The following is a 26,808-nucleotide window of genomic DNA, read 5'->3' as shown; positions in this document are numbered from 1 at the left end:
GAGGTGGGCTGTGGGGCAATGGCCGCGCGCCAACTCTCTGCCTCGTTTGCGGAGTTTATACGACATGTGTTCACGCAATGTTTCGGCTAGCTGTCCCGGCTATTGCCGACAAGGCGATTACCGGTCCCGCTGACCTGACATACATGCCGGTTGCACGCGGACATGCAGCGCTGACCTCGGAGGTTACCGGATGGGGGCTCGGCTGGAAAGCGCCGGTTATCCGAAGCGGGCAAAGTCAATGCGGAATTTGCTCAGGTGTACTTGCCGGGTGAATGTGCCGAAGCGCCGTTCGCGCCAAACCGGCGCGCGCTCGCGGCCACGCGCGCCCCCTCGGCGTTAGCGATCATGCCGCTGGGGCATCATCGACCGTAACGCCCGCCTGGATGCTGTGGGCCGGGCCACTTGAGGAGGGACACCTCGATGGGGGAGAAGGTCGTGGCAGGCGGATTCGACCTGTCCGATCGGCAGCGGTATCGGAGGAAGCTGCGGGAGTGCCTGGAGGGCCTGGAGCGACTTCTGGCAGAGCAGAGGTTCGATCGCCCGAAGAACATGATGGGGCTGGAGATCGAATTGAATCTCGCGGGTGCCGACGGGTTGCCGAAAATGGTGAATGCCCAGGTCCTGGAACGGATAGCGAGCCCCGATTTCCAGACCGAGCTCGGAATGTTCAACCTGGAGGTCAACGTCCTCCCGCACCGCCTGGAGGGCCGTGTTTTCGACCAGCTCGCCGAGGAACTGAGCGCCGGACTCCACTACGCCCACCGGCAGGCCGCGGAGATCGACGCGGGCGTGGTGATGATCGGGATCCTGCCCACCGTCTCCCGGGCCGATCTGGCCTTGGCGAACCTCTCGGCGGTGGACCGCTACTCGCTGCTGAACGAGCAGATCCTCATGATGCGCGGCGAGGACTTCACCCTCGACATCGAGGGGGTCGAGCGGGTCACCTGGACCACCGGCTCGATCGTGCCGGAAGCGGCCTGCACCTCCGTGCAGTTGCACTTGCAGGTGACCCCGGCCCGGTTCGCGGACGTGTGGAACGCGGCGCAGGCGGTGGCGGCCGTACAGATAGCGGTCGGCGCCAACTCCCCGTTCCTGTTCGGCCGGGAGCTGTGGCGCGAGTCCCGGCCGCCGCTGTTCACCCAGGCCACCGACACCCGGCCGCCCGAGCTCCAGGCGCAGGGCGTGCGGCCGCGCACCTGGTTCGGGGAGCGGTGGGTGGAGTCGGCGTACGAACTCTTCGCGGAGAACGTCCGCTACTTCCCCGCGCTGCTGCCGATCTGCGACGAGGAGGAGCCGCTGCGGGTGCTCGCCGAGGGCGGGGTGCCCAGCCTCCAGGAGCTGGTGCTGCACAACGGCACGGTCTACCGCTGGAACCGGCCCGTGTACGGGGTCGCCGACGGTGTGCCGCACCTGCGGGTGGAGAACCGGGTGCTGCCGGCCGGGCCGACGGTGGCCGACGTCGTGGCCAACGCGGCCTTCTACTACGGCCTCGTACGGACGCTCGCGGACGAACCGCGTCCGGTGTGGACCCGGCTCCCCTTCGCCGAGGCGGAGGCCAACTTCGACGCGGCCTGCCGGTACGGGATGGACGCCCGGCTGCACTGGCCACGCCGGGGCCGGGGCGCGGGCCTGGCGAGCGTACCGGCGGTGCGCCTGGTGCTGGACGAGCTGCTGCCGATGGCGGCCGCGGGCCTGGACGCGTGGGGGATCGCACCCGCCGACCGGGACCGCTGCCTGGGGATCATCGAGGAGCGCTGCCGGAGCCGGGTGAACGGGGCGACCTGGCAGGTGGACACCTACCACCAGGCGCTCGCGGGCGGCCTGGAGCGCGACGCCGCGCTGGCCGCGACGACCCGGCGGTACACCGAGCTGATGCACCGGGGCGACCCCGTGCACACCTGGCCCGTCGGGCTCCCGGAGCGGGAGGTGGACGCCTCGGCGGCGATCGGCCGCTGACCCGCCGGGTCCGGTGCGTGCCCGGCCACCCCCAGGAGGCAGTATGGGGGTGGCGGACAACGGGACGGCGGAACGGGAGTCGCACGTGCGGGTGGAGCCGGAGCCGGTGGCCGTGGACCGGCGGGAGGACGGCCGCGGGTACCTGCGGACCGAGACGCTGCTCGTGCTCGCGCTCTCCCTGGGCGCGAGCGCGGTCTCGGCGCTGATCAGTTTCATCGGCTCGCTGACCAAGCCGGGGGGCCTCAAGGACCAGGCCGCCACGCTCAACGGCTCGTACGCGCCCGGTCGCCCCTGGTTGGACCTCGCGTGGCAGCTGTTCGGGATCGCGACCGCGCTGGTGCCCGTCCTGCTCGTCGCCCACCTGCTGACCCGGGAGGGCGCGCCGGGTCTGCGGGTGCTCGGCTTCGACCGCACCAGCCCCGGCCGGGACCTGGGGCGGGGGGTGCTCGTCGCGGCGGGGATCGGCAGCGCGGGGCTGGCGTTCTACCTGGCGTCGCGGGCCGCCGGCTTCAACCTGACGGTGGTGCCGGAGGCGCTGCCCGACGTGTGGTGGAAGTTCCCGGTGCTGATCCTGTCCGCCCTGCAGAACGCGGTGGTGGAGGAGGTCATCGTGCTGGCCTACCTGCTGCGGCGGCTGGACGGGCTCGGCTGGTCCCCGACGGCGGCGCTGCTGGCCAGCTCGGTGCTGCGCGGCTCCTACCACCTGTACCAGGGCGTCGGCGGCTTCGTCGGCAACATGGTGATGGGCGTCGTCTTCGTCCTGGCCTACCGGCGCTGGGGCCGGGTGACTCCGCTGGTCGTCGCCCACGCGCTGCTCGACATCGTCGCCTTCGGCGGGTACGCCCTGCTGGCGGGCCACGTCTCCTGGCTGCCGACCCCCTGAGGGGTCAGGGGCCGGTGCGCAGCTCGCCGTCCAGCACCGTGACCGCGTCGCCGGTCAGGAGCGTACGGTCGCCGGCGAGCCGGACGGTGACCAGGCCGGTGCGCCTCCCGCCCTGCAGCCCCACCAGTTCCGGGCGGCCCAGCCGGGCGGCCCAGAAGGGGGCGAGCGCGGTGTGGGCGCTGCCGGTGACGGGATCCTCGTCGATGCCGACGGCGGGGAAGAAGCCCCGGGAGACGAAGTCGTACCCGCGGGCGGGGTCCTCGGCGGCCGCGGTGACGATCACCCCGCGGCGGGCGTAGGCACGCAGGGCGGCGTGGTCGGGCGTGAGGTCCCGTACCGCCCGCTCGTCGGCCAGTTCCACCACCAGGTCGCCGATGTGGGCGGAGGTGTCGTGGACGGACAGGGCCGCGGCACCCAGGGCGCGCTCCACCTCGGCGGGCGTCTCGACGGGGGTGAGCGAGGACGTCGGGAAGTCCATCGTGATCCGGCCGTCGTCGCCGGCCAGTGCCGTCAGTACGCCGCTGCGGGTGCCGAAGCGGATCAGGCCGTTCGCGAGGCCGCTCGCCGTGAGGACGTGGGCCGTGGCGAGGGTGGCGTGGCCGCACATGTCGACCTCGGTGGCCGGCGTGAACCAGCGCAGCGCCCAGTCGGCCTCCCCGCCGGGCGGCAGGGGACGGGCGAAGGCGGTCTCGGAGAGGTTGACCTCCGCCGCTACCTGCTGGAGCCACCGGTCCGCGGGGAACTCCCCGTCGAGGACCAGCACCCCGGCGGGATTCCCGCCGAAGGGACGGTCGGTGAAGGCGTCGACGATTCGGATGCGCATGCCCCGACCCTATGGGCTGTCCCCTGCTCCCCGACGGGCGCGCGGCGAACCCGGACCGGACGCGGTTGCGCAGCTCATGCCTCGGCGGGGCGCCCGCGGGAGGCGGCGCAGCCCTCCTGGCACGCGTGGTCCGTCATGGCGCGTTCGTGAAGGAGCGGCGGTAGGAGCGGGGCGGCACTCCCCGGCGGCGTACGAACTGTTCGCGCAAGACGGCCGCGCTCCCGTATCCGACGCGGTGGGCGACCTCTTCGACCGGCAGGTCCGTGGTCTCCAGGAGCTCCTCGGCGGTGCTCAGACGCAGGCCGCGCAGCCAGGCGTGGGGGGTCGTGCCGGTGGCGGCGGTGAAGCGGCGGGCGAAGGTGCGTTTGCTCATCACGGCCCGCCGGGCCAGTTCTGCGACGGGAAGCGGCTGGTGGAGATTCCCGCGGGCCCACACGAGTACCTCGGCGAGACGCTCGTCGCCGCAGTCTTCGGGGACGGGGGCGGCCAGGTACTGGGCCTGCCCGCCCTCGCGGTGGGAGGGCAGTACCACGTCCCGGGCAACGGCGTTGGCCATCGCGGCTCCGTGCTCCCGCCTCAGCAGGTGCAGGCAGAGGTCGAAGCCCGCCGCGGCTCCCGCGCCCGTGATGACGCGTCCTTCGTCGATGTAGAGGGCGTCGGGTTCGACGGTGACTTCGGGGTGGCGGCGGGCGAGCAGTTCGGCGAACCGCCAGTGGGTGGTGGCCCGCCGTCCGTCGAGCAGTCCGGCGGCGGCGAGCGCGAAAGCGCCGACGCAGTGGGCCGCGACGAGCGAACCGCGCTCGTGTGCCGCCGACAGCGCGTCGAGCACGGCGGGAGCGGGCGGTGTGCGGAAGCCGGCCCACGGCAGGGCGATCACCAGATCGGCCGAGGCGAGCCGGTCCAGACCGTGCGTGAGGGTGAGCGGCACGCCGAGGTCGGTGGGGACCGGCCCGGGCCGGTCGGTGCACAGCGCGAAGTCGAACCCGTCCAGTGCCCCGCCGTGCGGGCCGAAGACCTCGGTGACGATGCCGACGGCGAGCATGCCGACTCCGGGCGGGGCGTACGCGGCGACGGTCATGAAGGGAGGCACACGCCCAGTGTGGCAGTAATCCTGCGATCAGCGGCAGCTGTGCCACTCGTGGGGAACCGACCGCCCCGGAAGGATGGGGGGCATGACAGACGCACCGCTCGGCCGCAGCGCCGCATACAAGGTCCTGACCACTGGATACGTCGGCTCCACGGGCCCCGGCGTCGCCGCCACCGTCTCCTACGTGCACGACGCGGGACGGCACGTGATCTTCGACCCCGGCATGGTGGCGAGCCACGACGACATCCTCTCCCCGCTCGCGGAGCTGGGTCTGGGTCCCGAGGACATCACCGACGTGGTGCTCAGTCACCACCACCCTGACAACACCATGAACGTGGGGCTGTTCGGACGGGCCCGGGTGCACGACCACAAGGTGGAGTACCTGGGCGACCAGTGGAAGAACCGGGACGCGGAAGGCTACGAACTCACCCCGTCGCTGCGGCTGATCCGCACGCTGGGCCACAGCGCCGAGGACATCACGCTGCTCGCCGGCACGGACTCCGGCGTAGTGGCCTTCGCCGGTGACCTGTGGTGGCACGCGCACGGTCCGGCGGACGACCCGGTGGCCCCCGACCGCGAGGTACTGCGTGCCTCCCGGCTGCGGGTGCTGGCCGCCGCGGACCTGATCGTGCCCGGCCACGGCGGCCCGTTCAGGGCCGACGACACCACGCCGCGCTAGCCGCTCCGTCCGGTGTGAGCTGCGGACTTCCGTCCGTGAGAGACCCTGTCGGCCAAAAGTTTCCGATATATCGTTGACGCATCGCGAAGGGTCGGTCATAGTGGAGACGTCGGAGCCCGGGAACGGGGTTCGACGCAGCGGTCGCAACAACGACCGGCAACCACATCCACATCGACGAATGACGAATGGCGAAAGGAGCGCAGTCATGCGTTCACACGGACAGCACGGACACGACCACGGGCACGAGCACGGACGGGGTCACGGCCACTGCGGCCCTGACCGTCGGGAGGAGTTCACGGGGCGGCGAGCCGCCTTCGGACCGTTCGGGCCGCCCTTCGGCGGAGGGCCCTTCGGCGGGCGCGGGGGACGGGGCGGGCCGCGCGGCCGCGCCCGGCGCGGCGACGTGCGCGCCTCCATCCTGGCGCTCCTCGCCGACCGGCCGATGCACGGCTACGAAATGATCCAGGAGATCGGCGAGCGCAGCGGCGGGGCGTGGAAGCCCAGCCCGGGCTCGGTCTACCCGACCCTCCAGCTGCTGGAGGACGAGGGTCTCATCACCAGTGAGAGCGACGGCGGCAAGAAGCTGTTCACGCTCACCGACGCCGGCCGCACCGAGGCCGAGTCGGGCCCGTCGGCCCCCTGGGCCGAGGCGGGCCGGGGCTTCGACTTCGAGGCGATGCGCGAGGTCCGGACGGCCGGTCTCGGCCTGATGGAGGCGTTCGGCCAGGTCTTCAAGACCGGCACGCCCGAGCAGCGCGAGAAGGCCCTCGGGGTCGTCAACGACGCCCGCAAGAAGCTGTACCTCATCCTGGCCGACGAGCACTGACCCCGGCCGCTCCTCCCGCGGAACACCGGCGCGCCCCACGAGTCCTCTCGTGGGGCGCGCCGGCGCGTGTGTCCGGGGCCGCTCAGGCGACCAGCGCCGACAGCCTGCGCAGGGACTCGTTCAGGGCGGCGGTCGCGGAGTCCTTGAGCTTGCCCGCCATCAGCGAGACGGCGGCGCCGGTGAACTCGCCGTCGATGCGGACGGTGGTGGAGCCGCCGTCCGGGACAAGGGTGTACCGGGTGAGGACGGCCACCCCCATCGGGCCCTTGCCGGTGATGGCGAAGAGGCGTTCGTCCTCCAGCTCCGAGACGGTCCACAGCACCTCGGCCGGGAAGCCCATCATCTTCATGTTCTCGGCGAAGGTGGACCCGACGGCGAGGGTCTGCGGGCCGCCCTTGGGGAAGTCGGTGTGGGTCATGCTCCACTGGCCGTACGCGTCCCAGTCCGTCAGCTGCGCCCAGACCTTCGCGGCGGGCGCCTCGATGCGTGATTCCGCGGTGACTTCGGCCATGCGGCCACCCCTTCTCGTCGGGTACGTGCGCGGAACGTAGCCCCGGCGGCCGGAACATTCAATACTGACGACCTGTCAGAAAGGGTGGCGGCCGCCGGTCCGGGCACCGGTCCGTCTCAACAGGTGTCACCCGGGCGACACTCCTGTCCGGCCCTGCCATGATGGCCTCATGCAAGCGTCAGGGAAGAACTCCGGACTGGGCCTCGCCCTGATCTCGGCGTGTGCGTTCGGTGGTTCCGGCGTCGCGGCGAAGCCGCTGATCGAGGCGGGCCTGGACCCGCTCCACATGGTCTGGCTGAGGGTCGCCGGCGCGGCGCTGGTGCTGTCCCCGCTGGCGTGGCGCCACCGCGACCTGGTGCGGCGCAAGCCGCTGCTGCTGGCCGGTTTCGGGCTGATCGCGGTCGCCGGTGTGCAGGCCTTCTACTTCGCCTCGCTCTCCCGCATCCCGGTCGGTGTGGCCCTGCTGCTGGAGTACCTGGGGCCGTGCCTGCTCCTCGGGTACATCCGGTTCGTCCAGCGCAAGCCGGTGACCCGGGCCGCCGCGGCCGGCGCGACCGTGGCCGTCGTCGGTCTGGCCTGTGTCGTGGAGATCTGGGCCGGGCTCAGCCTGGACCTGCTCGGTGTGCTGCTCGGTCTCGCCGCCGCCTGCTGCCAGGCCTGCTACTTCGTCTTCGCGGACCACGGCAGCGACGGCGGCGACGTACCCGACCCGATCGGTGTGATCGCGTTCGGCATGCTCATCGGAACCCTGGTCATGACCGTGGTCGCCCGGCCGTGGCGGATCGACTGGCAGGTACTGGCCGGCGACGCCGTCATGGGCGACATGACGGTGCCCGCGCCGGTGCTGCTCGCCTTCGTGGTGCTGATCGCCACCGTGTTCGCGTACCTGACCGGGGTCGTCGCCGTGCGCAGGCTGTCGCCGCAGGTCGCGGGTGTCGTGGCCTGTCTGGAGGCGGTCGTCGCGACCGTGCTCGCCTGGGTCCTCCTGGGCGAGCACCTCTCCACCTGGCAGACCCTGGGCGGCGCGCTCGTCCTGGGCGGGGCCTTCATCGCGCAGTCCGCGCGCGCCACCCCGCACGCGGCCCCCGAGCCGGCCGCCCTGGACCGCGAAGTGACGAAGGTCTAGTGTGACGATCATGCCTTCGACCGCTGTGCTTCCGCCTCCCGCCGCCTAGCGCGGGCGGCCCTCACGCAACAGTCCCGGCCCGGGAGTGACCCGGGCGGGTTCGCGCTGCCCGCGAAGCGATGACCGGCTTTCCTCATCCTTCACGCATGCGCGGAGACACCTGTGCCGAACCATTCGCCCGCCGCCGGGCGCAGTCTGCTGTACCTCGTCATCGCCGGAGCCGCCTGGGGCACCGCCGGGGCGGCCGCCTCCCTCCTCTTCCTGGCCAGTGACCTCGGCCCGCTCGCCCTGTCGTTCTGGCGCAGTGCGGGTGGCCTCCTGGTCCTGGCGGGGGTGCTCGCCGTACGCCGCCGCCCCGCGCCGGCCTCGCTCCGTCCTTCGGTCCCGTCGCTGATCGGGACCGGCCTGATGTTCACCGTGTTCCAGGCCGCGTACTTCGGCGCCGTGCGCGAGACCGGCCTGGCGGTCGGCACCGTGGTCACCCTGGGCGCCGGGCCGGTGCTGATCGCGCTCGGCGCGCGGTACTGGACGGGTGAACGGCTCGGCCGGGGCGGAGCCGCCGCGGTCGGCGGGGCGCTGGCCGGCCTCGCCGTGCTGGTGCTGGGCAGCGGCGGCGGCGAGGTGCGGCCGCTCGGCGTCGGCTGGGCGCTGCTGTCGGCGGCCGGCTACGCGGGGATGACCCTGCGCGCCCGGTGGCTGGGGCAGCGCGGGGAGGGCGGGGACCCGCTCGTCACCACCGCCTGGTCGGTCGGGGTGGGCGCGGTGTGCCTGCTGCCGCTCGCCGTGATGGAGGGGCTGCTTCCGCACACCGCCGAACCGGACCGGGTGGCGTGGCTGCTGGTGTACGTCGCCGTCGTGCCGACGGCCCTGGCGTACGCCTTGTACTTCACCGGCGCCGCCGCGGTGCGGGCCGCGACGGTGTCCGTGATCATGCTGATCGAGCCGGTGAGCGCGGCGGTGATCGCCGTCCTGGTGCTCGGGGAGCGGCTGACGGGCGCCGTGGTGCTGGGGACCGTACTGCTGCTGACGGCGGTCGGTGCGCTGATCGCCGCCGAGGCGCGGCGGCCGGCGGGCGGGCCGGTGGAGGTCCGGCCCGCCCCGGTGGCTCAGAGCGCGGCGAGGTAGCCGGGGACGGCGATGCCGGGGGCCAGGTCGGCGGCCGGGACCGGGGCCCCGTACGCGGGGGCGACCGGGACGACGCCAGACCAGTAGGGCAGGTCCAGGTCCTCGGCTTCGTCGTTCGGGCCGCCGGTACGGAGCTTCGCCGAGACCTCGTCGAGATCCAGGCGGATCACCGCCGTGGCCGCGAGTTCCTTGGCGTTGGCCGGGCGGGAGTCGGCGGAGCGGCCCGGTACGACGTGGTCGACCAGGGCGTCGAGCGCCATGCGGCACTCCTCCTCGTCGGTGACCTGGTAGGCCGTGCCGTGCACCACGACCGAGCGGTAGTTGAGGGAGTGGTGGAAGGCGGAACGGGCCAGCACCAGGCCGTCGACGTGCGTGACCGTCACGCAGACGGGCAGCCCGGGGTCGGTCCCTCCGGCCGCGAGCAGCGGGCGGGAGCCGGTCGAACCGTGGATGTAGAGGCGGTCGCCGACCCGGCCGAAGAGCGTCGGCAGCACGACCGGCGCGCCGTCGCGGACGAAGCCGAGGTGGCAGACGTAGGCCTGGTCGAGTATCGAGTGGACCGTCTCGCGGTCGTAGCGCGCCCGTTCCCGGGAGCGGGTCGGGACGGTGCGTCCGGTCGGCGCGTACGAGCCTGCCGCTGCGGCATCAGTGGTCGCCGCCGGATCGGTCGCCGGGTCGTTCGCCGGGTCGGTCGGCTCGGTGACGTGCGTGACGCTCATGGTGCGGACTCCGTTGTACTAGTGCATAATGTTCTTTGTGCTAGGAGAGTATCGGATCGTAGGACGTCGCGCATCGGACATCGCGGCCAGCGTCGAGGCGGGCGTCGGCTCGGGCGCGCTCGCGCCCGGAGCGATGCTGCCGCCGATGCGGGAGCTGGCGGGGGAGTTGGGGGTGAACCCCAACACCGTCGCCGCCGCCTACCGCACGCTGCGCGAGCGCGGAGTCATCGAAACGGACGGGCGGCGCGGCAGCCGCGTACGGGCCCGGCCCGCGAGCGCGCCCCGCGACGAGCTGCGCACGGTCGTGCCGGAAGGCGTGCGGGACGCCGCGTCGGGCAACCCCGACGTGTCGTTGCTGCCCCGGCTGGACGGGGCACTCGCCGCCGCGGCCGCCCGGTACGCGAATGCGCCGACCCTGTACGGGGACGACCCGGTGGCGCCGGAGCTGGGCCGCCTCGCCCGGGCCGGGTTCGACGCCGACGGGGTGCCGCCCGGCGCCATGGCGGCGACTTCGGGCGCCCTGGACGGCGTCGAGCGGGTGCTGGCCTCGCACCTGAGGCCGGGTGACGCGGTGGCGGTGGAGGACCCGGGCTGGGGCAGCGTGCTGGACCTGGTGCTCGGCCTCGGCCTGCGCCTGCTGCCGGTCCGGGTGGACGACGACGGACCGCGCCCGGAGTCGGTGGCACGGGCCCTGGCCGCGGGGGCCCGGGCGCTGGTGGTGACGGCCCGGGCGCAGAACCCGACGGGCGCCGCCGTCGGCGCGGCCAGGGCGGCGGAGCTGCGCGAACTGCTCGCAGGGCACCCCGAGGTGCTGGTCCTGGAAGACGACCACGGCCACGGCATCGTGGACCTGCCGCTCAACTGCCTGGGCGGGGTGACCCGCCACTGGGCGCTGGTCCGCTCGACGGCGAAGGCGTACGGGCCGGACCTGCGGCTCGCGGTGCTGACCGGCGACGCGGTGACCATGGACCGGGTGCGCGGCAGGCAGCGGCTGGGGCCGGGGTGGGTGAGCCGGCTGCTCCAGTACACCGTGGTGGAACTGTGGACGTCGGGCGCCGTGGACCCGGCGGCGGTGGCCCGGTCCTACGCCGAGAGGCGGGACGGGCTCGTCGCGGAGCTCGCCGCGCGCGGCGTGGGGGCGCAGGGGCGCAGCGGGATGAACGTGTGGGTGCCCGTCGCCGACGAGACGGGGGCGGTGACCCGGCTGCTTGGCGCCGGGTGGGCCGTGGCCCCGGGTGCGCGCTTCCGGGTGGACAGCGGGCCGGGGGTGCGGGTGACGGTGTCCCAGCTCGCCCCCGGCGAACTGCCGGGCCTGGCCGACGCGGTGGCCGCGGCGGTCAGGCCGGCTACGGGGGGCCGGTTCGGCTGACCGGCGCGCCGCGCGGGGAGCGCCGAACGGTACGCCGGCCGGACGTGCGCCCGGTGGGGGCGCCGAACGGCGCCCCCACCGCGCGGAGTCAGGCGGGCTCGGCGCCGGACGGGCGCCGGGCCTGGGTGAGGGCGGCGCCGGCGAGGACGACGGCCGCGCCGACCGGCGTGTTCCAGTGGAGCTGTTCGCCGAGGACCAGGACGCCCGCCGTGGTGGCGATGACGGGGATGAAGTACGTGACCATCTGCGCGGTGGTCGGGCCGACCTCCGCCACCAGGCCGTACTGCATCTGCAGGGCCATGCCCGTCCCGAGGGCGCCCAGGGTGACCACCGCCAGGGTCGGCCAGAGCGGGAACCCGGCGGGCGCCGAGGTGAACAGGACGCTGACCAGGAGCAGCTGGAGCGTCGAGACCAAGAGCTGGGCCCCGGTCATCGCCACCGGCGAGCCCGGCGCACCCGCCAGCGTACGGCGCACGTAGATCCAGCCGACCGGGTAGCAGAGCGAGGCGAGCAGGGCGAACGCGGCGCCCTCGGCGTCGACCCCGGAGAACCCCTGCCAGGCGCCGAGCACGGTCAGGACCCCCAGGAAACCGAGCCCCAGCCCCGCGAAACGGCGGCGGGTCGGGCGGTCCTCGGACAGCGCCACCAGCGAGAGCACCATGCCCCACAACGGCGACGTGGCGTTGCAGATGCCCGCCAGGCTGGACGGGATGCTCTGCTCGGCGAAGGCGAACAGCGAGAACGGCGCGGTGTTGATCAGCAGTGCGCTCACCATCAGGTGGGCCCAGGTGCGCCGGCCGCGGGGGAGCGGCTCGCGGCGGACCAGCAGTACGCCGAGGAGGGCGAGCGCTCCCGACAGGACCCGGCCGAGGGCGACGTGGAAGGGCGCGTAGCCCTCCGTGCCCACCTTGATCAGGAGGAAGCTGAAGCCCCAGATCACCGACAGGATGGCGAACCGCACGCGCCAGTCGAGGGTGCGGCGGCGCCGGGCGGTGGCGGCGCAGGAGGTGGTCGTCGGGGCGGGGCGTGTGACGGCGGGTGCGCTCATGGGGTCAACTCTGGCGGCGGCGAAGGATTAGGACAAGCGAGATTTTGTCGCGCAGACGCCGTAGCATCCCTTACATGTTGAACCTGGAGCGCCTGCGCACCCTCGATGCCCTCGCCCGCCACGGCTCGGTCAGCGGCGCGGCGGACGGCCTGCACGTCACCACCTCCGCCGTCTCCCAGCAGATGGCCAAGCTGGAGCGCGAGGTGGGGCAGCCGCTGCTGGCCAAGAGCGGGCGCGGGGTCCGGCTCACCGATGCGGGACGGCTGCTCGCCGGTCACGCCGCGCGGATCATCTCCCAGGTGGAACTCGCGCAGGCCGATGTCGAGGCCCAGCGCGGCTGCGCCGTCGGAGAGCTGGCCATCGGAGCCTTCCCGACCGCGATGCGAGGCCTGCTGCCGCCCGCCCTGTCCGCCCTGCGCGTCGACCACCCGGAGCTGCGGCCGCGGGTCCGGGAGCAGGCGCCCGAGGACTCCATGGCGGCCGTCGTACGCGGTGACCTCGACCTGGCGCTGGCCATCGACTGGTACAACAAGCGGATGCCGGTGCCCGCCGAACTCACCCGGACGCACCTGCTCGACGACTCGTGTGACGTCGCCGTCCCGGCCGGGCACCGACTTGCCGGGCGGAGCGAGATCTCCCTCGCGGAGTTCGCCGCCGACGAGTGGATCTCCTGGAACGAGGGCCAGTTCTGCCACGAGTGGCTCGTGTTCACCCTGCGGGACATGGGCATCGAGCCCCGCGTCGCGCACATCGCCGAGGAGCACCATACCCAGCTGGCCTTCGTGGAAGCCGGCCTCGGGGTGTGTGTGACACCGCGGCTCGGGCGCGGACCGGTGCCCGAGGGGGTCCGGCTGCTGCCCGTCCGGGAGGCCGTCCAGCGCCACGTGTACGCGCTCTGGCGGGCCGATGCCGACCGGCGGCCCTCGATCCGGGCCGCCGTCGAGGCCCTGCGGACGGCCGCGCTCGCTCTCTAGGGCGGGCCCTACAGCTTGCGGAAGTCCCAGGAGACGACCGAGTCGGGGGTGAGCCTGATCCAGGCGTGCCGGCCGTCGTGCGGCATCTCGGCAATGCCGAAGTTCTTGGCCGGGAACAGGCGCTCGGGTTCCGCGAGTTCCGGGCAGGGCTCGCCGGTGCGCGGGGCCTCGCCGACGAAGACGGCGCTGCCGGACAGCTCGACCCCGCGCAGTTCGTCGTACGCCTCGCCCGCGTCCACGACCACCGACATCCGCGGGTCCGTGCGCAGGTCCGACCAGCGGCGGCTGCGCGTGATCGAGTACAGCCACAGCGACCGGCCGTCCCAGACGAACCACAGGGCGCCCACGTGCGGGCGCCCGTCGGGGGAGACCGTGGCCACCCGGCAAGTGCGCTGCTCGCGCAGGAAGGAGTCCACTTCCCCCTCGGTCATCATGATGCGCCGGCCCCGCCGCTGGCCCTCGTCCCTGCGCGTCCCGTCCATGCGTCCCGCCCCTTCACATCTGACTGAGTGTCAGGAATCATGCGGGATCGATGGTCGTCACGCCAGGGGGAGCCATGCCGGAACTCGCGCCCGCACCCGAAACCGCCACCACCGCGCTGCTCACCGTCGAATGCCAAAGCGGCGTGGTCGGAGCCGAGAGCGCGCTGCCCGAACTGGCCAAGGCGGCCCGGGAGTCGGGGATGCTGGACCGGGTGGCCGCGCTGGTCGCCGGCGCGCACCGGGCCGGGGTGCAGGTGCTGCACGCGGTCGCCGAACGCCGGCCCGACGGGCTCGGGTCCAACGTCAACGCCAGGCTCTTCCGGGCCGCCGGGAAGCTGCCGGTGCGCCAGCTGCGCGGAACCCCGGCGGTCCAGGTCGCCGCCCCCATCGAGGTGGCCGAGCGGGACCTCGTCGTACGCCGTCTCCACGGGCTCTCGCCGATGGCCGGCACCGATCTCGACCCGCTGCTGCGCAACCTCGGCATCCGCACGCTGGTCGTCACCGGGGTCTCGTCCAACATCGCGGTCCCCAACACCGTGTTCGACGCCGTCAACCTCGGCTACCGGGTCGTGGTCCCCTCGGACGCCATCTGCGGGGTCCCCGCGGCCTACACGGACGAGGTGATCCGCAACTGCCTCTCCCTCGTCGCGTCCGTCACCACCACCGAAGCGCTGCTCAGGCAGTGGGCCGGTTAGCGGGACCGGGGGCGTTGCGCCGCAGCCACAGGCTCAAGGCGCCGCACGCCGCGGCGAGCAGGAACAGCACCAGGGGGACCGACTTCACGTCCACCGCGTCGATGACACCGCCGAGCAGCGGCGGGAAGGCCACTCCGCCGATCATCGAGGCGGCGATCACGTAGGCGCCGGCCCCGGCCACGCCGGGGACGGCGCGGTTCAGCCAGGGCAGACAGGTCGGGAAGATCGGGGCAATCATCAGGCCGACGCCGAAGTACGCGTACGGGGCGAGGACCGGCACCGTCGCCAGGAGCAGGAAGCCGGACATGCCCGCGCAGCAGCCGATCAGGATCGTGGGCGCGGACCAGCGCAGGCTGAGGGGTGCGACGACGAACCGGCCGACGGTCATGGCCGCCCAGTAGGCGGACGTCGCGGTGGCGGCGGTGGCGGCGCCGAACCCGACGGCTTCGAGGTGGGTGGGTTCCCACCCGCCGACGCCGGTCTCGATGGCGACGTGCAGCACGTAGACGCCGATGAACGCCGCGATGACCGGGAGCACCCGCGCCCCACCGGTGGCGGCGCCCTCCGCCGGGGCCGGCCGGGGCTCGCGGGAGGCCACTGCGCCCAGGGTCGGGAGGATCAGCAGGCTGATCACGCCGATGCCGAGGAAGATCTGCGGGTAGTCGTCCGCACCGAACCAGCCGATCAGGGCCGGGCCGGCGATGGCGCCGACGCCGAAGTGCCCGTTGAGCAGATTGAGCATGGCGGCGCTGCGGCGGCCGAATCCGACGGCGAAGAGCTGGTTGAGGCCGTAGTCGATGCCGCCGAAGCCGAGGCCGATGACGAAGGTGCCGGTGAGGGCCAGGGGCCAGTTCGGTGCGCAGGCGAAGACGGCCGCGCCGACTGCCATGAGCACGTAGGAGCCGCCGAGCAGCGCGCGGTTGCTCCCACGGCCCCGCAGGAGGTGATACACGAGCACACCCGCCAGCGCGCCGACGAAGTGGGCGCTGAGACCGAGCCCTGCCACGGCCGGGCTGATGCCGTACTCGTCCCGCAGGGCGGGGATCGCCGGTCCGTAGAGAGCCTGTAAGGCGCCGATCACGACGAAGGCCGCGCACGAGGCGATGACCGCAACGGTGGTCAGGAGGGGCCCTCCCGTTTCCGGCGGGTCGGCCTGACTGGTGGTGGACATCGTTCTCCTCGGCGTTAGCGGTCGAATGAAGAGAGTCAGTGTTCGTAGGGGGTGGAAACTCACATCCTGCACGCACATTACGCAGCGCCGATGTTCGAATCAACAGTTTTGGTGCGCGGAACGCACATCGCAGCCCCGAGCCTGCTGCATGTGTGCTAGAAGCAGACGCATGAACGTGATGGAGAGGCACAAGTTCGTCGTGGGGCTGCTCATGCAGCAGAACCGCGCGACCGTGGCCGAGCTGGCCCAGGCCACCGGGGCCTCCGAAATGACCATCCGGCGGGACCTGGAGGTGCTGGAGTCCCGCGGGGCCCTGCGCCGGGTGCGCGGTGGCGCCGTGAGCAGCCTGCCCGGCGGCGTCGAGCCGCCCTACGCGGTCCGGGCCATGTCAGGGGCGCAGGCCAAGGAACGGCTGGCCCGCACCGTGGTCGAGCTGCTGACCGACGGCGAGACCGTCGCCCTGGACACCGGAACCACCGCCGTGGCCGTCGCCAAGGCCATGGCAGGCCGCCGGTTCACGGTCGCCCCCCTCTCCCTGCACGCCGCGTTCGCCCTCTCCGGGCATTCCGGCATCCAGCTGGTGATGCCGGGCGGACAAGTGCGCCCCGAGGAGCTGTCGTTCTACGGTCAGGCCCCCGTGCAGGCCTTCAAGGACCTGTGCTTCGACACCTTCGTCCTGGGCTGCTGCGGCGTCGACCCGGTCCAGGGCGCCACCGCCTACAACCTCGACGACGTACAGGTGAAGCGGGCCGCGGTGGCCGCGGCGCAGCGCGTGATCCTCGTGGCCACCGCTGACAAGATCGGCCGCACCGCGCTCGGCCGCATCTGCTCCATGGAGGAGATCGCCCTGGTCGTCACGGACGCCCCCGCCGGTTTCCCGGCCGTCGAGGCGCTCGCCGAGCGGGGCGTCGAGGTGGTCCATCCGCCGAACGCCTGAACCGTCGGGCCCGCGAAATCCCGGTGGGGCGCGGCGATCATCACGCCTACGCTGGCCGGGATGCCTCCGGTACTCGTCAGGGGGCGCGGAAGTGGCTGAAACTGAATGGATACCCTCGGGAAATGCTTACAGAAGTGACGGCAACTCGCTATGTCACGCCTCTGCGTGAAGGCGGCTCGCTTCCCGGGATCGTCGAGGCCGACGATCTCGGGACGTACGTCATGAAATTCACCGGGGCCGGTCAGGGGCGCAAGACCCTGGTCGCCGAGGTCATCTGCGGCCGGCTGGCCCAGCGGCTGGGCCTGCGCGTGCCGAGGCTGGTGCAGATGCAGCTCGATCCCGTCATCGGGCTCGGCGAGCCGGACCAGGAGGTGCAGGAACTGCTCAAGGCCAGCGGCGGGCTGAACCTCGGCATGGACTACCTCCCCGGCTCGATCGGCTTCGACCCGCTCGCCTACCAGGTGGACCCGGTCGAGGCGGGGCGCGTCGTGTGGTTCGACGCCCTGATCAACAACGTCGACCGGTCGTGGCGCAACCCCAACATGCTGGTCTGGCACGGGGACGTCTGGCTCATCGACCACGGCGCCACCATGATCTGGCACCACAACTGGCCCACCGCCCAGAGCGCGGCCGCCAAGCCCTACAACGCCTCCGACCACGTGCTGGCGCCGTTCGGCCCGGACATCGCCTCCGCTGCCGGTGCGCTCGCACCCCTGGTCACGAGCGAGTTGCTCACCGAGGTCGCCGCCGACGTCCCCGACGAGTGGCTGGTCGACGAGCCCGGCTTCGACTCGACGGAGGCGCTGCGCCGGGCGTACGTGGACGCGCTGCTGGCGCGCGCGGCGACGATCCACGAGAGGATCTCCATGGAGGCAGAGGTCAAGGCCCCGTCCAAGCCGCCGGGCTGGCTCACCGACCACCTGCCCGAATGGCCCCACAAGACCAAGAAGAAGAGCGACAGCGAGTGATCAAGCGGGACGTGTTCGAGTACGCGCTGGTGCGTGTGGTGCCCCGCGTGGAGCGCGGCGAGTGTTTCAACGCCGGCGTGATCGTCTACTGCCGGGCGAAGTCCTACGTCGCCGCGCGCACCCACCTCGACGAGGCCAAGCTGCGCGCCCTGGACCCCGGGGCCGACGTCGCGGGCGTACGGGCCGCGCTGCACGCCGTCGAGGGGCTGTGCAGCGGTGGCAAGCGTGCCGGTCAGGCCGCGGGTGACGATCCGGGGCGCCGGTTCCGGTGGCTGATCGCGCCGCGCAGCACCGTCGTACAGCCGGGCCCGGTCCACACGGGGCTGACGGCCGACCCGGAGGTCGAGGTCGAGCGGCTGCTCGACCTGCTGGTGCGCTGATCCGGAGGAAGATCCGTACGACCTGGGAGCCCTGGGGCCCGGTGGCGTTGACACCGGGTGCCAGGGCTCCTAGCGTCTCCTCAGCTGAAGCTACTAAGCGGTTGCTCACCCGTGAGACACCGCTCCAGAGGATTCCGAGCGCGAGGAGACCCAGCATGTCCACCACCGAGCAGCGCGTAGCCATCGTGACCGGGGCGGCCCGGGGCATCGGCGCGGCCACCGCCGTACGCCTGGCCGCGGAAGGCCGCGCGGTCGCCGTGCTCGACCTCGACGAGGCGGCCTGCAAGGACACCGTGGAGGCGATCACCGCCGCGGGCGGCACCGCCCTCGCCGTCGGCTGTGACGTCTCGGACAGCGCGCAGGTGGAGGCCGCCGTCGAGCGCGTCGCGAGCACGCTGGGCGCCCCCACCATCCTGGTCAACAACGCGGGCGTGCTCCGGGACAACCTGCTCTTCAAGATGAGCGACACCGACTGGGACACGGTCATGAACGTCCACCTGCGGGGGGCGTTCCTGATGGCCCGGGCCTGCCAGAAGTACATGGTGGAGGCCAAGTTCGGCCGCATCGTCAACCTCTCCAGCAGCTCGGCGCTCGGCAACCGCGGCCAGGCCAACTACTCCGCCGCCAAGGCCGGCCTCCAGGGATTCACCAAGACGCTGGCCGTCGAGCTCGGCAAGTTCGGCGTCACCGCCAACGCCGTGGCCCCCGGTTTCATCGTCACCGAGATGACGGCCCAGACCGCCGCCCGCGTCGGCATGGGCTTCGAGGAGTTCCAGGCCGCCGCCGCCACCCAGATCCCGGTGCAGCGGGTGGGCCGCCCCGAGGACATCGCGGGCGCCATCGCCTTCTTCACGGGCGAGGCCGCGGGCTTCGTCTCCGGCCAGGTCCTGTACGTGGCCGGCGGCCCCCTCGACTGACGGGGTACGGCAACCGACGCGAGGCACCGCAACCGAGGAGAGGCACGGCGCACATGACGACGTACGAAGGAACGGACAGCGGCAAGGTCGCGCTGATCACCGGCGCCAGCCGGGGCATCGGCTACGGCATCGCCGAGGCACTGGTCGCCCGCGGCGACCGGGTCTGCATCACGGGACGCAACGAGGACGCCCTCAAGGAGGCCGTGGAGGCCTTGGGGGCGGACCGGGTGATCGGCGTACCCGGCAAGGCGCACGACGAGGCGCACCAGGCCCTCGCCGTGGAGCGGACGATGGAGGCGTTCGGCCGGGTGGACTTCCTGGTCAACAACGCGGGAACCAATCCGGTCTTCGGACCGATCGCGGACCTCGACCTCGGTGTGGCGCGCAAGGTCTTCGAGACCAACGTGATCTCGGCGCTCGGCTTCGCCCAGCGCACCTGGCACGCCTGGCAGAAGGACAACGGCGGTGCGATCGTGAACATCGCCTCCATCGCCGGCGTCTCCGCCTCGCCCTTCATCGGGGCGTACGGGATGAGCAAGGCCGCCATGGTCAACCTCACCCTCCAGCTCGCCCACGAGATGGCGCCGGGCGTGCGGGTCAACGCGATCGCGCCCGCGGTGGTCAAGACCAAATTCGCGCAGGCCCTGTACGAGGGGCGCGAGCAGGAGGCGGCGGCCGCCTATCCGCTCGGCCGGCTCGGAGTCCCCGCGGACATCGGAGGAGCGGCGGCGTTTCTTACATCTGCACAAGCGGAATGGATCACAGGGCAAACTCTCGTCGTCGACGGAGGAATGTTCCTCAATGCCGGAGTGCACTGACCGATAAACGGACGCATTTGCCTCCCAAAGGGAGGCAAATGCGTGTCGAATGTGCATGAAATCGGTCAAGTGCCTCACCAAACCTGCCCATTGGATTTGTGAGGCACTGCGGTAGGGTCTGCCGCACCCCTGGCTGATCGAGGAGCGTGCACGTGTTCAACCGGACCAGATGCCTGCAGATCACTGCAGCCCTTGCGTCCATATCCCTGCTCGCCGGATGCGGTCTGCTTTCCGATGACAGCGGTGCCGACAAGAAGCCGATCGTGGTCGGTACGACGAGCAAGCCGAGCACCCTCGACCCGGCGGCGGCCTGGGACGGCTCCTGGGAGCTGTACCGGAACATCTACCAGACCCTGCTGGCCTTCCCCACCGGCAGCACCAAGCCCGAGCCGGACGCCGCCCAGGGCTGCGAGTTCACCGACTCCGCCAACGAGTCCTACCGCTGCACGCTGCGCAAGGGCCTCAAGTTCTCCGACGGCGAGGTGCTCGACTCCAAGGCCGTCAAGCACTCCCTGGACCGCATCCGCACGATCGCCTCCAAGAACGGCCCGAAGGACCTGTTCGGCAGCCTGGACAAGATCGAGACCCCGGACGCGCTGACCGTCGTCTTCCATCTGAAGACCCCCGACGCGACCTTCCCCTTCGTCCTCGGCTCGCCGGCCGCCTCGCTGGTACCGCCCGGCGAGTACCCCGCCGACAAGGTCCGCAAGGACGGCAAGACGACCGGTTCCGGCCCGTACGTCCTGACGTCGTACAAGGACGGCGAGGCCGTCCTCAGCCGCAACGACAGCTACGTGGGCTTCGCCAACCGGCGCAACGACAGCGTGACCATCCGCTACTTCGCGGACTCCAAGAAGATGGTCACGGCGCTCAAGGACAAGGAGATCGACGCCACCTACCGCGGTCTGTCCGCCGCCGAGATCAAGGACCTGCAGAGCCCCGCCTCGCACGACCACGGCGTCCAGGTGGTGGAGAACGTCGGCTCCGAGATCCGCTACCTGGTCTTCAACCCCAAGGACCCGCAGGCCGCCAAGCCGGCCGTGCGCCAGGCGATCGCCCAGACCATCGACCGCGGCGCCCTCGTCTCCAAGGTCTACCAGGGCACTGCCGAGCCGCTGTACTCGATGGTCCCCAAGGGGGTCCTCGGCCACAAGACGCCGTTCTACGACATGTACGGCCAGCCGAACGTCGACGCGGCCAGGAAGACCCTCAGGGACGCGGGGATCACCCAGCCGGTGGAGCTGACCTTCTGGTACACCACCGACCGCTACGGCTCCTCCACCGCGGACGAGTTCACCGAACTCAAGCGCCAGCTGGACGAGAGCCTCCTCTTCAAGATCACCCTGCGCAGCAAGCCCTGGATCGAGTTCCAGGACGGCTACAAGAACGGCGAGTTCCCGGTCTTCGGGCGGGGCTGGTTCCCCGACTTCCCGGACCCGGACAACTTCATCGCGCCGTTCGTCGGCAAGGAGAACGCGGTCGGCACCCCGTACGAGCCGGCCGACATCCTGAACGACCTGCTGCCCAAGTCCCGCCGCGAGAGCGACCGCTCGGCGGGCGTCAGGGAGTTCGAGCAGGCGCAGCAGACCTTCGCCAAGGACGCCCGGCTGCTGCCGCTGTGGCAGGGCAAGCTGTACGTGGCCGCGCGCGACGACGTCGCGGGCGCCGAGCGGGCACTGGACCCGCAGACCGTCATGCAGATGTGGGAGCTGTACCGCAAGACCAGCTGGTAGCCCCCGCTCCCCGGCCACGGGCGTTGTCAGTGCCTGCGTATAGGTTCGGTCCAGTTGCACCAAGCAGTTTCACGGACCTGTACCGGAGGATGTAGACGTGAGCCAGATGCTGCCCGAGTCCTGGCTCCCCGCGATCGGCGGGGAGCTGGACCAGCCCTACTTCCAAGAGCTCCTGGAGTTCGTCGAGAAGGAGCGGGCCAACGGGCCGGTCTACCCGCCCTACGAGCAGGTGTTCGCGGCCCTGGAGGCCACGCCCTTCGACGAGGTCAAGGTGCTGGTCCTCGGGCAGGACCCGTACCACGGCGCGGGCCAGGGCCACGGCCTGTGCTTCTCCGTGCGGCCCGGCGTGAAGACCCCGCCCTCGCTGCGCAACATCTACAAGGAGATGAACGACGAGCTGGGCCTGTCCATCCCCGACAACGGGTACCTGATGCCGTGGGCCGAGCAGGGCGTCCTGCTGCTCAACGCGGTGCTCACCGTCCGTGAGGCCGAGCCCAACTCCCATAAGGGCAAGGGCTGGGAGAAGTTCACCGACGCGGTGATCCGCGCCGTCTCCGCCCGCCCCGACCCGGTCGTCTTCGTGCTCTGGGGCGCGTACGCCCAGAAGAAGATCCCCCTGATCGACGAGGAGCGGCACGTGATCGTCAAGGGCGCCCACCCCTCCCCGCTGTCGGCCAAGAAGTTCTTCGGGTCCCGGCCCTTCACGCAGATCAACGAGGCCGTCGCCGCGCAGGGCCATGAGCCGATCGACTGGCGGATCCCGGACCTGGGCTGACGCCACACCGCGCCTCGGTGCCTGAGCCGGTTGCTCCGGTTAGCGTCTTGATGATCAGACCGGAGCAGGTCTGGCGGAGGCAGCCGGAGGTCGCTTTGACGGAGCAGCGGGAGGCGTCGGAGGACGCCGTCATGACCAGGATCGGCCAGGCGGTCATCCTGCTGCACGCCGGCGACCGCGAGGAGGCCCGCAACCGGCTGGGCGAGATCTGGTCCGAGCTCGGCGAGGGCGGCGACCTGCTCCACCGCTGCACCCTCGCGCACTACATGGCCGACGCCCAGGACGACCCGGCCGACGAACTGGCCTGGGACCTGCGGGCCCTGCGCGCCGCAGAGGGGATCGCGGACGGGCCGCCCGCGCGGCCGCAGCCGCACCACGCCGTGCGGGTGTTCTACCCGTCGCTGCACCTGAGCCTGGCCGCCGACTACGTGAAGCTGCGCCGTCCCGAAGCGGCCCGGGCCCACCTCGCGCGGGCCCGGGCCGCCACCGGCGCGCTGGCCGACGACGGCTACGGCAACGGGGTGCGGGCCGCCATCGCCCGGCTGGAGCGCAGGCTCGACGCCGATCCGGGCGGCCGGACCCGGCCCTTCCCCGAGCAGGGTCCGTAGCCCCCGCAGAGCGGGCCCGGGTACGCGGTCACCCGCCGTGGACGCCCGCGCAGATCCGGGCCTCCGGGCTGTCCGGGTGCCAGCGCCCGTGCCGTCGTCCGAGGGCGCACACGTCGGCCGGGCGGACCGGAAGCTCGCGCATCAGCTCGCGGCCGGCCTCGCCGCCGCGCCCGGAGGGGCCGGGCAGGGCGCCGGGACGCCCCCCGGCCGCCTTCGCGGGCCGCCGGGGCTCAGGGATGTCGGGAACGGGCGGCGCGGCCCCCTCGGGCCCCGCCGGGGGCCGGCCCGAGGAGCGCGGGGCGGGCGGGCGGGGGCTCCCCGAAGCCGCCGGACGCGCGGATTGCCCCGGCACCGCCTCCAACGCCTCCAGGGCGGGCGCCCGGACGACCACCGCCGCGGCCCCCGGCCCGCCGCGCGGCTCGTGGTGGGGCGGCAGCCCGCTGGAGGTGCCCGCCGGCTGCGTCGCGGCGGGGCTCACATTCACACAGCCGGAGACGGCCGAAACGGCACAGGCCACTCCGAGCAGCAGTTTCGTCGTGGTTCGGGTTGGATGCACCCGGCAACTCTGCTGTGCGCGGACCCGGTTGCGAAAACCGGGAGCGGATATTGCCCCCGCACGGGTGACGGCCGGCCGCCGGGGCACCGCAGGTTGACGCCGGCCATCCGGGCCCTACTCGCCGGTGGCGCCGTCGATGTGCTCGCGCAGCAGATCCGCGTGGCCGTTGTGGCGCGCGTACTCCTCGATCATGTGGTTGTAGACCCAGCGCAGGCTGAACACCTCGCCGCGGTGGTGGCTCCCGGGATCCGACAGCAGGTCCAGGGGACGGCCGGCGGCGGCCTGCCGGGCCAGCTCGACCTCCGTCTGCCAGACCTCCTCGGACTCCGCCCAGGAGTCGTCGTCGGTGAAGTGGAAGTCCCCGTCCGGGTCTTCGCGCGTGGAGTACAGCTCCGGCAGGTCCGCGCCCAGCATGATCTCCCGGAACCAGTACCGTTCCACCTCCGCCATGTGGCGTACGAGCCCCAGCAGGCTCAGCTCGGAGGGAAGCAGCGGAGTGCTGCGCAGCTGCGCGTCCCCCAGGCCCTCGCACTTCCAGGCGAGCGTGGAGCGGTGGTAGTCGAGCCAGCCGTCCAGCATCTCCCGCTCGTTCGCGGTGGTGGAGGGCTCGTCACGGTGTGATCCAGAACTGGTCATGGTGCCCATCTTCGGCGAACGCGGCCCCTGTCACCAGGGATTAAGCTGCGAGCGTCCCACAAGGAAGCAACCAGGAGGTACCCGGTGAAGGTCGGCGTCATCGGACTCGGCGACATCGCCCAGAAGGCGTACCTGCCCGTCCTCACCACCCGGCCCGGGGTCGAGCTGCACCTGCAGACCCGAACCCCCGCCACGCTGCGGCGGATCGGCGACGCGCACCACGTCCCCGCCGGACAACGGCACACCGGCCTCGACGCGCTCATCGCCCAGGGGCTCGACGCGGCATTCGTCCACGCGCCCACCGCGGCCCACCCCGAGATCGTGACCCGGCTGCTGGAGGCGGGCGTACCGACGTACGTCGACAAGCCCCTGGCCTACGAGCTGGACGAGTCCCGGGCTCTCGTCGAACTGGCCGAGGCGCGCGGGGTCGGCCTCGCCGTCGGCTTCAACCGCCGATACGCGCCCGGCTACGCGCAGTGCGCCGACCACCCCCGCGACCTGATCATCATGCAGAAGAACCGGATCGGCCTGCCCGAGGACCCGCGCACCCTGGTCCTGGACGACTTCATCCACGTCGTCGACACCCTGCGCTTCCTGCTTCCCGGCGAGGCCGACCACATCGACGTGCGCGCGGTGGTGCGCGAGGGGCTGATGCACCAGGTGGTCCTCCAGCTGTCCGGCGACGGATTCACCGCCCTCGGCGTCATGAACCGCCTCTCCGGCTCCACCGAGGAGATCCTGGAGGTGTCCGGGCAGGACACCAAGCGGCAGGTCGTCAACCTCGCCGAGGTCATCGACCACCGCGGCCAGCCGACCGTGCGCCGGCGCGGCGACTGGGTGCCGGTCGCCCGCCAGCGCGGCATCGAACAGGTCGTGGACGCCTTCCTGGAAGCCGTCGGCGCCGGCCGGGTCCCGAGCGCCCGGGACGCACTGCTCACCCATGAACTGTGCGAGCGGGTGGTGCGCTCGGCTCTGGAGCAGGCCTCCTGAGCGAACGCGCCGCCCTGGCCGCGCAGTACGCGGCCAGGGCGGCGAGGCCCGCACCCACCGGCCAGTTCCCGAACCGCACGTACAGCGTCGTGCCCCGGGCGAGCGGAACCTCGTACACGGCCGCCGTACTCGCCGACGTGGGCAGGGCCGGCCCGATCCGCTCCCCGGAAGGGCCGTGGACCTCGCTGATCCCCGTCAAGGTGGCGTGCACCACCGGGCGGCCGTCCTCGGCGGCGCGCAGGGCGGCGAGCGAAGCGTGCTGGGCCGGGGCCCAGCTGTCCTGGAAGCTGGAGGTCGCCGACTGGGTGACGAGCAGCGCGGCCCCGTCGCGGGTCAGGCGCCGGCTCATGTCGGGGAAGGCGGACTCGAAGCAGATCAGCGGGCCCAGCCGCACCCCGGGCCGGTCCGGCAGGTCCATCAGGGCCGGGGCGTCACCGCGCATCCGGTCCTCGCCCGCCGCCTTGCCGACCGAGGTGGCCCAGCCGAGCAGGGCCCGCGCCGGTATGTACTCCCCGAACGGCACCAGACGCATCTTGTCGTACCGCTCGCCGGTCGGCCCGTCCGGGCCGATCAGGACGGAGCTCTTGTATATCCCGGGCCGGTCACTGCGCCGAGCGTCGACGTTGACCAGCAGCGGGGCGCCCACCTGCGCGGACAGCGCCGCCAGGCGCCGGGCCAGGTCCGGCCGCTCCGCCAGGTCCTCCCCGACGCTGCTCTCGCCCCACACCACCAGCTCCGGGCCCCGGCCGGACGGCGCCCCGGCCAGCTCCCGGGTCAGCCGCTCCCCGGCCGCGAACCGCCGCTCCGTACTGTCCGGCCCGTCCCCGACCGGACCCGGCTGTACGACGGCCACCCGCAGCCCGCCCGATACCTCCGGTCGCGGCACCCACAGCCACACCGCCCCCGTCAGCAGCGCGCACCCCGCCACGCCGGCCACCGCCGCAGCCCGCGCCCCCGGCACCGCGGCCAGCATCACCAGCGCACAGTTCACCGCCACCACCAGCAGGCTCACCAGCCACACCCCGCCCACCGACGCCAGCACCAGCGCGGGCGGTACCTGCCACTGGCTGGCCCCCAGCAACCCCCAGGGCCCGCCCAGCCCCTGCCAGGACCGGACCAGCTCCGGCAGCAGCCACCCCGCCGGCAGGAGCACCAGCGCGGCGGCCGCGCGACCGCCCGCCGCGACCCCGCCGAGAAGCTCCCGCACGAGCAGCGCCCAGGGGATCCACAGCGCCCCGAGCAGCGCGGCCAGCAGGAACAGGAACACGTGCAGGCTCGGCAGCAGCCAGTGGTGGACGGCGAAGACGAACCCCGTGCCGCCGAGCCAGCCTTCCAGGGCGGCGCGCCGCCCGGTCGGGGCGGACCTCAGCAGCAGCAGCCACGGCACGAGGGCCACGTAGGCGAACCACCAGAGCGCCGGAGCGGGAAAGGCGAGCGCGGGCAGCGCTCCCGCACCGGCTGCGGCAGCCGCACGCCACCATCCGTCGAACTCCCGGGCCATGGGCGCCTCCGCTTCCAGTGTGGGACGGCCGGGCCGCATCAGCCCGCCGGGTACCGCCACTTCTCGTGCACGGTTACCCCGGAGAGCCGCCACCCATCACGGGTCCGGGCCAGGTCGAAGGCGTAGCGGCCCGCGGCCGCGAAGTTCGGGGTGGTGACCGCGGGGTCGGAGCCGGTGTCGGCCAGCCGCATGGGGTTGAGGAAGTCGGCCCCCACCTGCGCCGTGTCACCGGGCGCGCCGTCGGTGACCTCCAGCCGGACCAGCCGGTTGACGATCAGGTGCTGGCGCACGGGGAACAGCGTCATGGTCCGTGCCAGCCAGTCCGCGACCTCGGCCGCCGAACCCTCCACCCCGCCCGCCGACCGGTAGTCCGCCCGCCCGGCCGGGGTGAACAGGGCCCGGTAGGCCTCCCAGTCGCCGTCGTCCACGGCCACCGCGTACCTCGACACCACCTCGTCGATCGCCAGCCGGTCCAACACCGTCGCGAGGTCCACACGCTGCGTCATCGGGTCAGT

Annotated in this window: 29 protein-coding genes; 18 read left to right on the top strand and 11 right to left on the bottom strand. The window is 72.4% G+C overall.

Annotated elements, in window-relative coordinates:
- The first annotated feature begins 420 nt into the window (after nt 1–420).
- Together OHA81_RS05785 and OHA81_RS05780 are read left to right on the top strand one after the other, a co-directional pair.
- Nucleotides 421–1,956: a glutamate-cysteine ligase family protein gene (locus tag OHA81_RS05785; RefSeq protein ID WP_329193412.1), complete on the top strand. Its 1,536-nt coding sequence runs from the start codon at nt 421–423 to the stop codon at nt 1,954–1,956.
- A 43-nt stretch (nt 1,957–1,999) separates the two neighbouring features.
- Nucleotides 2,000–2,839: a CPBP family intramembrane glutamic endopeptidase gene (locus tag OHA81_RS05780; protein WP_329193410.1), complete on the top strand. Its 840-nt coding sequence runs from the start codon at nt 2,000–2,002 to the stop codon at nt 2,837–2,839.
- 4 nt (nt 2,840–2,843) lie between these two features.
- Here OHA81_RS05780 and OHA81_RS05775 read toward each other — a convergent pair whose 3' ends face one another.
- A complete protein-coding gene (locus OHA81_RS05775) occupies nt 2,844–3,662 on the bottom strand; it encodes a PhzF family phenazine biosynthesis protein (protein WP_329193408.1) in 819 nt (272 codons plus the stop codon).
- A 133-nt stretch (nt 3,663–3,795) separates the two neighbouring features.
- On the bottom strand, nt 3,796–4,740 hold the full coding sequence (locus OHA81_RS05770; RefSeq protein WP_329202019.1) for a GlxA family transcriptional regulator: 945 nt from the start codon (nt 4,738–4,740) through the stop codon (nt 3,796–3,798).
- Between the two features lie 94 nt (nt 4,741–4,834).
- On the opposite strand from OHA81_RS05770, the gene OHA81_RS05765 reads away from it, so the two are divergent.
- Together OHA81_RS05765 and OHA81_RS05760 are read left to right on the top strand one after the other, a co-directional pair.
- Entirely contained in the window at nt 4,835–5,428 is a 594-nt protein-coding gene (locus OHA81_RS05765; protein WP_329193407.1) for an MBL fold metallo-hydrolase, read from the top strand.
- A gap of 205 nt (nt 5,429–5,633) precedes the next feature.
- Nucleotides 5,634–6,254 (top strand): PadR family transcriptional regulator, encoded by a 621-nt coding sequence (locus OHA81_RS05760; protein ID WP_329193406.1) that lies wholly within the window; start codon nt 5,634–5,636, stop codon nt 6,252–6,254.
- A gap of 82 nt (nt 6,255–6,336) precedes the next feature.
- On the opposite strand, the gene OHA81_RS05755 is transcribed toward OHA81_RS05760, so the two are convergent.
- The gene (locus tag OHA81_RS05755; protein WP_329193405.1) at nt 6,337–6,765 is read right to left on the bottom strand and encodes a type II toxin-antitoxin system Rv0910 family toxin; all 429 of its coding nucleotides are present in this window, start codon (nt 6,763–6,765) and stop codon (nt 6,337–6,339) included.
- Nucleotides 6,766–6,934: 169 nt separating this feature from the next.
- On the opposite strand from OHA81_RS05755, the gene OHA81_RS05750 reads away from it, so the two are divergent.
- Both OHA81_RS05750 and OHA81_RS05745 read left to right on the top strand, forming a co-directional pair.
- Nucleotides 6,935–7,891 carry an EamA family transporter gene (locus OHA81_RS05750; protein ID WP_329193403.1) on the top strand — a complete coding sequence of 319 codons (957 nt, stop codon included), beginning with the start codon at nt 6,935–6,937 and terminating at the stop codon, nt 7,889–7,891.
- Nucleotides 7,892–8,053: 162 nt separating this feature from the next.
- Nucleotides 8,054–9,016: a DMT family transporter gene (locus tag OHA81_RS05745; protein ID WP_329193402.1), complete on the top strand. Its 963-nt coding sequence runs from the start codon at nt 8,054–8,056 to the stop codon at nt 9,014–9,016.
- On the opposite strand, the gene OHA81_RS05740 is transcribed toward OHA81_RS05745, so the two are convergent.
- Nucleotides 8,998–9,735: a pyridoxamine 5'-phosphate oxidase family protein gene (locus OHA81_RS05740; RefSeq protein ID WP_329193400.1), complete on the bottom strand. Its 738-nt coding sequence runs from the start codon at nt 9,733–9,735 to the stop codon at nt 8,998–9,000. The two genes, OHA81_RS05745 and OHA81_RS05740, sit on opposite strands and share 19 nt — an antisense overlap.
- 37 nt (nt 9,736–9,772) lie before the next feature.
- Between OHA81_RS05740 and OHA81_RS05735 the strand changes: the two genes are divergently transcribed.
- The gene (locus OHA81_RS05735; protein ID WP_329193398.1) at nt 9,773–11,104 is read left to right on the top strand and encodes an aminotransferase class I/II-fold pyridoxal phosphate-dependent enzyme; all 1,332 of its coding nucleotides are present in this window, start codon (nt 9,773–9,775) and stop codon (nt 11,102–11,104) included.
- A gap of 88 nt (nt 11,105–11,192) precedes the next feature.
- Here the strand turns inward: OHA81_RS05735 and OHA81_RS05730 are convergent, their stop codons facing one another.
- Nucleotides 11,193–12,152: a DMT family transporter gene (locus tag OHA81_RS05730; RefSeq protein ID WP_329193396.1), complete on the bottom strand. Its 960-nt coding sequence runs from the start codon at nt 12,150–12,152 to the stop codon at nt 11,193–11,195.
- A 74-nt stretch (nt 12,153–12,226) separates the two neighbouring features.
- On the opposite strand from OHA81_RS05730, the gene OHA81_RS05725 reads away from it, so the two are divergent.
- On the top strand, nt 12,227–13,126 hold the full coding sequence (locus OHA81_RS05725; protein ID WP_329193394.1) for a LysR family transcriptional regulator: 900 nt from the start codon (nt 12,227–12,229) through the stop codon (nt 13,124–13,126).
- A gap of 8 nt (nt 13,127–13,134) precedes the next feature.
- Here the strand turns inward: OHA81_RS05725 and OHA81_RS05720 are convergent, their stop codons facing one another.
- Nucleotides 13,135–13,608, bottom strand: a complete 474-nt coding sequence (locus OHA81_RS05720) for a pyridoxamine 5'-phosphate oxidase family protein (RefSeq protein ID WP_329193391.1) — start codon at nt 13,606–13,608, stop codon at nt 13,135–13,137.
- A 74-nt stretch (nt 13,609–13,682) separates the two neighbouring features.
- Between OHA81_RS05720 and OHA81_RS05715 the strand changes: the two genes are divergently transcribed.
- The gene (locus tag OHA81_RS05715; protein WP_329193389.1) at nt 13,683–14,303 is read left to right on the top strand and encodes a cysteine hydrolase; all 621 of its coding nucleotides are present in this window, start codon (nt 13,683–13,685) and stop codon (nt 14,301–14,303) included.
- On the opposite strand, the gene OHA81_RS05710 is transcribed toward OHA81_RS05715, so the two are convergent.
- Nucleotides 14,284–15,474, bottom strand: coding sequence for an MFS transporter (locus OHA81_RS05710; protein ID WP_329193387.1), 1,191 nt, complete (start codon nt 15,472–15,474; stop codon nt 14,284–14,286). The genes OHA81_RS05715 and OHA81_RS05710 overlap by 20 nt on opposite strands.
- A 169-nt stretch (nt 15,475–15,643) precedes the next feature.
- On the opposite strand from OHA81_RS05710, the gene OHA81_RS05705 reads away from it, so the two are divergent.
- The 8 genes from OHA81_RS05705 to OHA81_RS05670 all read left to right on the top strand — a co-directional run bounded on the left by OHA81_RS05705 (nt 15,644) and on the right by OHA81_RS05670 (nt 22,610).
- Nucleotides 15,644–16,411, top strand: coding sequence for a DeoR/GlpR family DNA-binding transcription regulator (locus tag OHA81_RS05705; RefSeq protein WP_329193385.1), 768 nt, complete (start codon nt 15,644–15,646; stop codon nt 16,409–16,411).
- A 122-nt stretch (nt 16,412–16,533) separates the two neighbouring features.
- The gene (locus OHA81_RS05700) at nt 16,534–17,379 is read left to right on the top strand and encodes a HipA family kinase (RefSeq protein ID WP_329193384.1); all 846 of its coding nucleotides are present in this window, start codon (nt 16,534–16,536) and stop codon (nt 17,377–17,379) included.
- Nucleotides 17,376–17,759 (top strand): DUF3037 domain-containing protein, encoded by a 384-nt coding sequence (locus OHA81_RS05695; RefSeq protein WP_329193382.1) that lies wholly within the window; start codon nt 17,376–17,378, stop codon nt 17,757–17,759. Before OHA81_RS05700 ends, OHA81_RS05695 begins: the two co-directional genes overlap by 4 nt.
- A 155-nt stretch (nt 17,760–17,914) precedes the next feature.
- Entirely contained in the window at nt 17,915–18,676 is a 762-nt protein-coding gene (gene fabG, locus OHA81_RS05690) for a 3-oxoacyl-ACP reductase FabG (RefSeq protein WP_329193380.1), read from the top strand.
- A 53-nt stretch (nt 18,677–18,729) separates the two neighbouring features.
- Entirely contained in the window at nt 18,730–19,494 is a 765-nt protein-coding gene (locus OHA81_RS05685; protein WP_329193378.1) for an SDR family oxidoreductase, read from the top strand.
- A gap of 152 nt (nt 19,495–19,646) precedes the next feature.
- Nucleotides 19,647–21,227: an ABC transporter substrate-binding protein gene (locus OHA81_RS05680; protein WP_329193376.1), complete on the top strand. Its 1,581-nt coding sequence runs from the start codon at nt 19,647–19,649 to the stop codon at nt 21,225–21,227.
- A gap of 106 nt (nt 21,228–21,333) precedes the next feature.
- Nucleotides 21,334–22,002, top strand: a complete 669-nt coding sequence (locus tag OHA81_RS05675; RefSeq protein ID WP_329202017.1) for a uracil-DNA glycosylase — start codon at nt 21,334–21,336, stop codon at nt 22,000–22,002.
- Nucleotides 22,003–22,097: 95 nt separating this feature from the next.
- Nucleotides 22,098–22,610, top strand: coding sequence for a hypothetical protein (locus OHA81_RS05670; RefSeq protein ID WP_329202015.1), 513 nt, complete (start codon nt 22,098–22,100; stop codon nt 22,608–22,610).
- Nucleotides 22,611–22,638: 28 nt separating this feature from the next.
- Here OHA81_RS05670 and OHA81_RS05665 read toward each other — a convergent pair whose 3' ends face one another.
- Nucleotides 22,639–23,166, bottom strand: a complete 528-nt coding sequence (locus tag OHA81_RS05665; protein WP_329193375.1) for a hypothetical protein — start codon at nt 23,164–23,166, stop codon at nt 22,639–22,641.
- A gap of 114 nt (nt 23,167–23,280) precedes the next feature.
- Nucleotides 23,281–23,802 (bottom strand): DinB family protein, encoded by a 522-nt coding sequence (locus OHA81_RS05660; RefSeq protein ID WP_329193374.1) that lies wholly within the window; start codon nt 23,800–23,802, stop codon nt 23,281–23,283.
- A gap of 84 nt (nt 23,803–23,886) precedes the next feature.
- On the opposite strand from OHA81_RS05660, the gene OHA81_RS05655 reads away from it, so the two are divergent.
- Complete coding sequence (locus OHA81_RS05655) at nt 23,887–24,792, top strand: Gfo/Idh/MocA family protein (protein WP_329193373.1); 906 nt, start codon at nt 23,887–23,889, stop codon at nt 24,790–24,792.
- On the opposite strand, the gene lnt is transcribed toward OHA81_RS05655, so the two are convergent.
- Complete coding sequence (lnt, locus tag OHA81_RS05650; protein WP_329193372.1) at nt 24,737–26,293, bottom strand: apolipoprotein N-acyltransferase; 1,557 nt, start codon at nt 26,291–26,293, stop codon at nt 24,737–24,739. The genes OHA81_RS05655 and lnt overlap by 56 nt on opposite strands.
- 38 nt (nt 26,294–26,331) lie before the next feature.
- On the bottom strand, nt 26,332–26,799 hold the full coding sequence (locus OHA81_RS05645) for a nuclear transport factor 2 family protein (protein WP_329193370.1): 468 nt from the start codon (nt 26,797–26,799) through the stop codon (nt 26,332–26,334).
- Between the last annotated feature and the right edge of the window lie 9 nt (nt 26,800–26,808).

The sequence above is a fragment of the Streptomyces sp. NBC_00667 genome (assembly GCF_036226825.1).
GTDB lineage: Bacteria > Actinomycetota > Actinomycetes > Streptomycetales > Streptomycetaceae > Streptomyces.
The sequence above is the reverse complement of the archived record's forward strand: the minus strand, read 5'-3'. Positions and strand labels throughout refer to the sequence as shown.